This window comes from Porphyromonas sp. HMSC077F02, from assembly GCF_001815465.1.
GTDB lineage: Bacteria > Bacteroidota > Bacteroidia > Bacteroidales > Porphyromonadaceae > Porphyromonas_A > Porphyromonas_A somerae.
This window is the reverse complement of record NZ_KV820690.1, coordinates 1-5,101: the sequence shown is the minus strand read 5'-3', so window position 1 is coordinate 5,101 and position 5,101 is coordinate 1. Positions and strand designations below refer to the sequence as shown.

Annotated in this window: 4 protein-coding genes; 1 reads left to right on the top strand and 3 read right to left on the bottom strand. The window is 49.9% G+C overall.

Features of this window, described 5'->3' with window-relative positions; all coding sequences use genetic code 11:
* The first annotated feature begins 244 nt into the window (after window positions 1-244).
* Window positions 245-838, top strand: coding sequence for an outer membrane beta-barrel protein (locus tag HMPREF3027_RS08800; RefSeq protein WP_070708221.1), 594 nt, complete (start codon window positions 245-247; stop codon window positions 836-838).
* A 398-nt stretch (window positions 839-1,236) separates the two neighbouring features.
* On the opposite strand, the gene HMPREF3027_RS08795 is transcribed toward HMPREF3027_RS08800, so the two are convergent.
* The 3 genes from HMPREF3027_RS08795 to cdd are packed head-to-tail and all read right to left on the bottom strand — an operon-like array spanning window position 1,237 to window position 4,727.
* Window positions 1,237-2,439 carry a C1 family peptidase gene (locus HMPREF3027_RS08795; RefSeq protein WP_070708218.1) on the bottom strand — a complete coding sequence of 401 codons (1,203 nt, stop codon included), beginning with the start codon at window positions 2,437-2,439 and terminating at the stop codon, window positions 1,237-1,239.
* Between the two features lie 42 nt (window positions 2,440-2,481).
* Window positions 2,482-4,236, bottom strand: coding sequence for a DNA polymerase III subunit gamma/tau (gene dnaX, locus HMPREF3027_RS08790; protein ID WP_070708216.1), 1,755 nt, complete (start codon window positions 4,234-4,236; stop codon window positions 2,482-2,484).
* 14 nt (window positions 4,237-4,250) lie between these two features.
* Window positions 4,251-4,727 carry a cytidine deaminase gene (gene cdd, locus HMPREF3027_RS08785; RefSeq protein ID WP_018029278.1) on the bottom strand — a complete coding sequence of 159 codons (477 nt, stop codon included), beginning with the start codon at window positions 4,725-4,727 and terminating at the stop codon, window positions 4,251-4,253.
* Between the last annotated feature and the right edge of the window lie 374 nt (window positions 4,728-5,101).

Below are 5,101 nucleotides of genomic sequence, written 5' to 3'. Positions count from 1 at the left end.
CGGTCAAGGCTCGCAGAGCCGAAGACCGGCGGGTAACGAGGGGCTCAAAGCCTACGATCCTTGTGGTCGCACTTGGATGAGCTTGTTCGACTACAAGGGGAGGTCATCACGGTAAGATTATTCTAATGCGTAAACCCTGATTTTTTTTATGGCCATTAAGCAACGGTTCAATATATATTCGTATATTTGCTACCGAATATATAATGATTGTATATTTGTTTAACAATTAGATTTAGATTTTATCATGAAGACAATTAAACTAATGGTAGCCACCGCAGTGATGGCTCTTTGCTCTGTGAGCGCTTTTGCTCAGACTGAGGCAGGTAAGGTGATGGTAGGTGCAGGTTCCTCTCTATCTCTATTCTCTGGCAAGCCTTCAATGACGGTTGATGGTAATAAGCAAACTGATACTAAAGCTACTACCAACCTTAAGCTTGCTTTCGACGCACGCTATTTCGTGATCGACAACCTTGCAGTAGGTGCTGAACTAGGCTACGACTTTTCTGGTCGTGATGGCGACAGTGAGGGTACCTTTATTATCGCTCCTGCAGTAAGCTATTTCTTCTTACCAAATAGCAACATCCGTCCATTCCTTAGCGCTCAGGTAGGGTATGCACATCTCTCCTCTACAAGTAAAGCTCCTGTATCTGACAGTAAGACTACTACCTCAGCTGGTGGTCTATACTATGGCGTAGGTGGTGGTGTAACCTACTTTGTGAATCCTAACGTAGGTCTTACACTAGGTCTAGGATACACTAGTAGCTCATTCAAGAAGGATAAGGTAACTACCACTCTTGCAGGTGTATCTAGCACCCTTGGTCTAACCTTTGTATTCTAAGAGTAGCGCCAAGCTATATTAATAAAGGGCGAGCAACCAATTGGCTGCTCGCCCTCTTTTTGTGACTACCACCAGCCTCCTCATCGGGAGAAGGTGCCTCATCGGACAAGTCGGACAGATCAGACAGGTCAGACAGGTCGGGCGGCTAATAAGCTACTGGTAGAAAGCGGGTGTCCGACTTGTCCGACTCGTCCGACTTGTCCGATAAGGGCTCCCCATTAGGTACCCTACCCCGAAAAAGCACCCGATAGGGTGCACCACCACCAGCCTATCGGGCGTCCGAATTGTCCGACCTGCCCGATAAGGTACCCCCACTCCCCTTTCAGTTGGCATCAATAAGATATCCCCGCTGATCCGATGGGCCAGCGGGGATATTCTATATTATATTAAGATAGGGATTAGATGCCGAGCTTCTTGCGGATAGCAGAAGGAATGGCGTCTTTGTGCACCACAATATTGATGGTCTTACCAGCTACAAAGTTCTCGGATACATACCATAGACCTTTGTAACGGCCAGCTTCGCCCCAAGAGTTCTTGACCATGTAAAACTTCTTACCAGTCTGGTCCTTAGCGATACCATAGATCACCATACCGTGGTCATCGGTTGTTTCTTGAGCATCGAAGCCTGTTTGGCGCCACTCTTGAGTCACCTTGATCTCTGGAGCACCAGGAGTGCGTACCAGTTCATTGATCATACTGCGCTTCTCACTTGGAGTAGCACCGATCCAGCGAGCTTGGTCGGAGCCGGTAGACTCTGCTGCGTCGGCATCGATCAGGATTCCTAGTCCATCTCTATTAAAGCCTACTTCGCTTACGTCGCTACCCCATGCGATACCATATCCGTTATTGATCGCATTATCGAAGACTTGCATAAACTCATCGAGAGGGAGGTTGTAAGATAGAGAGTGTCTCCAATTATCGGCAATCTCGAGTACAAACTTAGAGTAGAATGGGTGATGAGTAAAGCTGGTGAGCGATACATAGTCGTCCATATTGAGCCCTAGGTACTTCACGAAGCTCTCGGGGGTAAAGCTCTTACCCTCATAGGTAAAGCTCTCTGGGAGCTCCCCTAGATAAGCATCGATGATTCCGCCAAAAGCTTTCTTCCAAGCTGGTGTGAGGCCTGAGCGCTCTGAATTCTTGAGGATAGCTTTGATAAATCCATCTGCAGCAGCGTGTATCTCATTGTGATTGTGGCGCTTTGAGCCATAGTTGAGACCTTCCATCTCGCTCATTGGCACGATACCGTAGTGCTTTACAGAGTAAAGGACATCATAGAAAGAGCCACCAGGGCCAAAGTTGGTCTCCCCTTGGTAGCGGATGTAATTATCGGCCTTATCGCGATAAGAGTGAGATACCACATGCATAGGTGAGAGCACTACGCTCTTGCCACTGATACGCAATGCCTCCATCTCTAGGAACCCTAGTCCGCTAAACGACCAGCATGTGCTTGAATTGGCTTGGTTTTGGATAGGTGTGATAGGTAGCTCCTTTACTACTGTAAACTTGTACTCCTCCTTAGCAGCCTCTTGTGCCATCGCTGGCATAGTAAGTCCGAGGAGCAGGGTTAGTGAAATTAGTACCTTAGGTAATTTTCTCATGTTGTTGTTTGATTTAGTTATTTAGTGATTATTACTCTTTAGTTATCTAGGTCGAAGCTGCAGGTCTTGTGCCATCTGCTGCAGCCAAGGATTGTCTTTGGCGACAAATGCCCACCGCTCATTGGGGGTCTGTGGTAGTAGCTCCTGTAGCTTCACATCTACCTCAATGGCAATGCCAACTTGGTCATTTTTCAATTCATCGTGGAGCACCTCTAGCACTGGCCCTAGCACGCGCACCACTTGCATCTTGATGGTATTGCTCTGTACCACTAGCTGGATATTGTGGTCGGGTGACTTTGTGGGGGTAATCCGCTGCAATACACCCTTGGCAAAGGGGGCGTTCTTGACCATTGCCACTGCCTTTCGCCACGCCTTCTGTAGCTGCTCTTCGGTGTACTCCTCGTTGCGGTTTTGGCTTACCGGCCCAGTATTGGTCTCCTCCCTCTGCACGGTTGGCTTACCTGTTTTTAGGGAAAAGCCATAGAGCTCTTGTCCGCCATTACCTTGAGTGCGCCGAGTGGGCTGTGGATTAATGGTTTGAGCCTTGGTGTAGACTTGTGTCGGCTGGCTCACCTGGGTAGGTGCCTGAGCTGGCTGATGGACCTGCTGTGTGGAGGCCTGCGGGGGTGTTGATGTGGTGGCGGAGGGGGTAGCTGTCGGGGCAGCAGCTGGGGCGGGGGCTACGGGCGTAGCCAATGGGCTGGAGCTCGATAGCTCACACATCCTTAGTACTGCCACCTCTAGTGCCAGACGTTTATCGGGCGTCCCTTTGTACTCAGCACCAAAGGAGCTACTAATCTTGAGATAATTCCACAGCATGCTAGCTGGGGTATAGGCCCCGGCTTTGGACATACGCTCTTGGATAGATTGGGGGGCTTCGATCAGCTGAATCGTCTCGGCCGATTGGGCCATCAATACATTGCGCAAGAAACCCGAGAAGCCCCGCATCACGATATCGCCCTCGTACCCACTCTCTAGAAGGTCATTGATGAGCGAAAGGGCTTTGGGGTGCTGCCCCTCCACCACATAGGCGAGTAGCCTAAAGTACTCATCTTCATTGAGGAGATTAAGGTTTTGCCTCACCCCCTCTACGGTCACCTGTCCGCCACCAAAGCCGGCTATCTGATCGAACATACTGAGGGCATCGCGCATTCCTCCATCGGCAGCGATGCCGATCATCTGCAGTGCCTCGGGCTCAACGGTGATCCCCTCTTGGGAAGCGATGTGGGCTAGGTGCTCTGCAATGTCGTGGCTAGTTATTCGGCTAAAGTCGTGTACTTGGCAGCGAGAGATGATGGTGGGTAGCACCTTGTGCTTCTCGGTCGTTGCCAAAATAAATATGGCGTGTGCGGGGGGCTCCTCTAGTGTCTTAAGGAAGGCATTGAAAGCACTACTCGAGAGCATGTGCACCTCATCAATGATGTAGACCCGATACTTGCCCGAAGTGGGGGCAATATAGACCTGCTCTATCAGCTGGCGGATATCATTGACTGAGTTATTGGAGGCGGCATCGAGCTCCATAATATTATAGGAGCGCTGCTCATTAGCGGCAATACAGCTCTCGCACTGGTTGCATGCCTCTCCCTCGGGCGTACGGTTTTGGCAATTGATGGTCTTCGCAAATATTCTGGCACAAGAGGTCTTGCCCACCCCTCGCGGCCCACAGAATAGGTAGGCGTGAGATAGCTTATTCTGAAGAATAGCATTCTTCAAAGTGGTGGTCAAGGCCTTCTGCCCTACGACACTCTCGAAGGTGCTCGGACGATATTTACGTGCCGATACTACAAAGTCTCCCATCTTAGCTCCTTCTCTTATAGCGACGATGCGTCGAAATTGATCGGTAGGAGTTGCCTGCAATCTGCGACTATCTGTACCGAGTCGGGCCCGGCTAGGTAGACGGGGAAGGGCGACTTATAGCGGTCGGCGGTCTCCAATATCACCTGTCGGCAACCTCCACAGGGGGCTGCTACGGCTACATAGAGATTGTCATCCCGCATCGCGGTCACTGCCAAGGCGACCACTGGATCATCGGGGTACTGAGCCCCAGCGTAGAATAGTGCCGTCCGCTCGGCACACAGTCCCGAGGGATAGGCAGCATTTTCTTGGTTGGACCCAGTGACGATACGGCCACTCTTTAGGCGAAGGGCAGCACCTACTCTAAACTTTGAGTAAGGGGCATAGGCATCGCGGGCAATGCTCCTTGCTGCCTCCACCAACTCTAGTTCTTCACTCTGTAACTCTTTAAAGGACTTCTCCTCTATCGGTATAATTATTTCGCTTCGCTTCATATCTACAAATATTCTAATGGCTAAAGATACCATTTTTTAGGCAGAAGTAAGGGCTATTCCCCTCACTTTTTACACTTTCCCCGAAAATCCCAGCAACTTGCCTCATCTCCAATTCCATAAGAAACGCTGCAATTCGTCTCAATGCAACGGTTTCATTGATGCAACTATCTCATAGTTTCGATGCAATGCAACTCTAAGGGTCCTATACCAACTCAGATGAGACCTCTGCCGAGGTTCATACAAAAATCTCCGATGATTGCCACATGGTAAGTCCTTTCTAATCAGGGGTTACACATTAGAATGATATTGCCGTATGGCATTCATTGGAGGTCAATAAGGGAGGACCTCGGCAGAGGTCCCTCTTAAATAGGCAC

Excerpts from the sequence above, each read along its gene's own strand:
- HMPREF3027_RS08795 (WP_070708218.1), bottom strand. The coding sequence starts at position 2,439 with ATGAGAAAATTACCTAAGGTACTAATTTCACTAACCCTGCTCCTCGGA.
- HMPREF3027_RS08800 (WP_070708221.1), top strand. The coding sequence starts at position 245 with ATGAAGACAATTAAACTAATGGTAGCCACCGCAGTGATGGCTCTTTGC.
- cdd (WP_018029278.1), bottom strand. The coding sequence starts at position 4,727 with ATGAAGCGAAGCGAAATAATTATACCGATAGAGGAGAAGTCCTTTAAA.
- dnaX (WP_070708216.1), bottom strand. The coding sequence starts at position 4,236 with ATGGGAGACTTTGTAGTATCGGCACGTAAATATCGTCCGAGCACCTTC.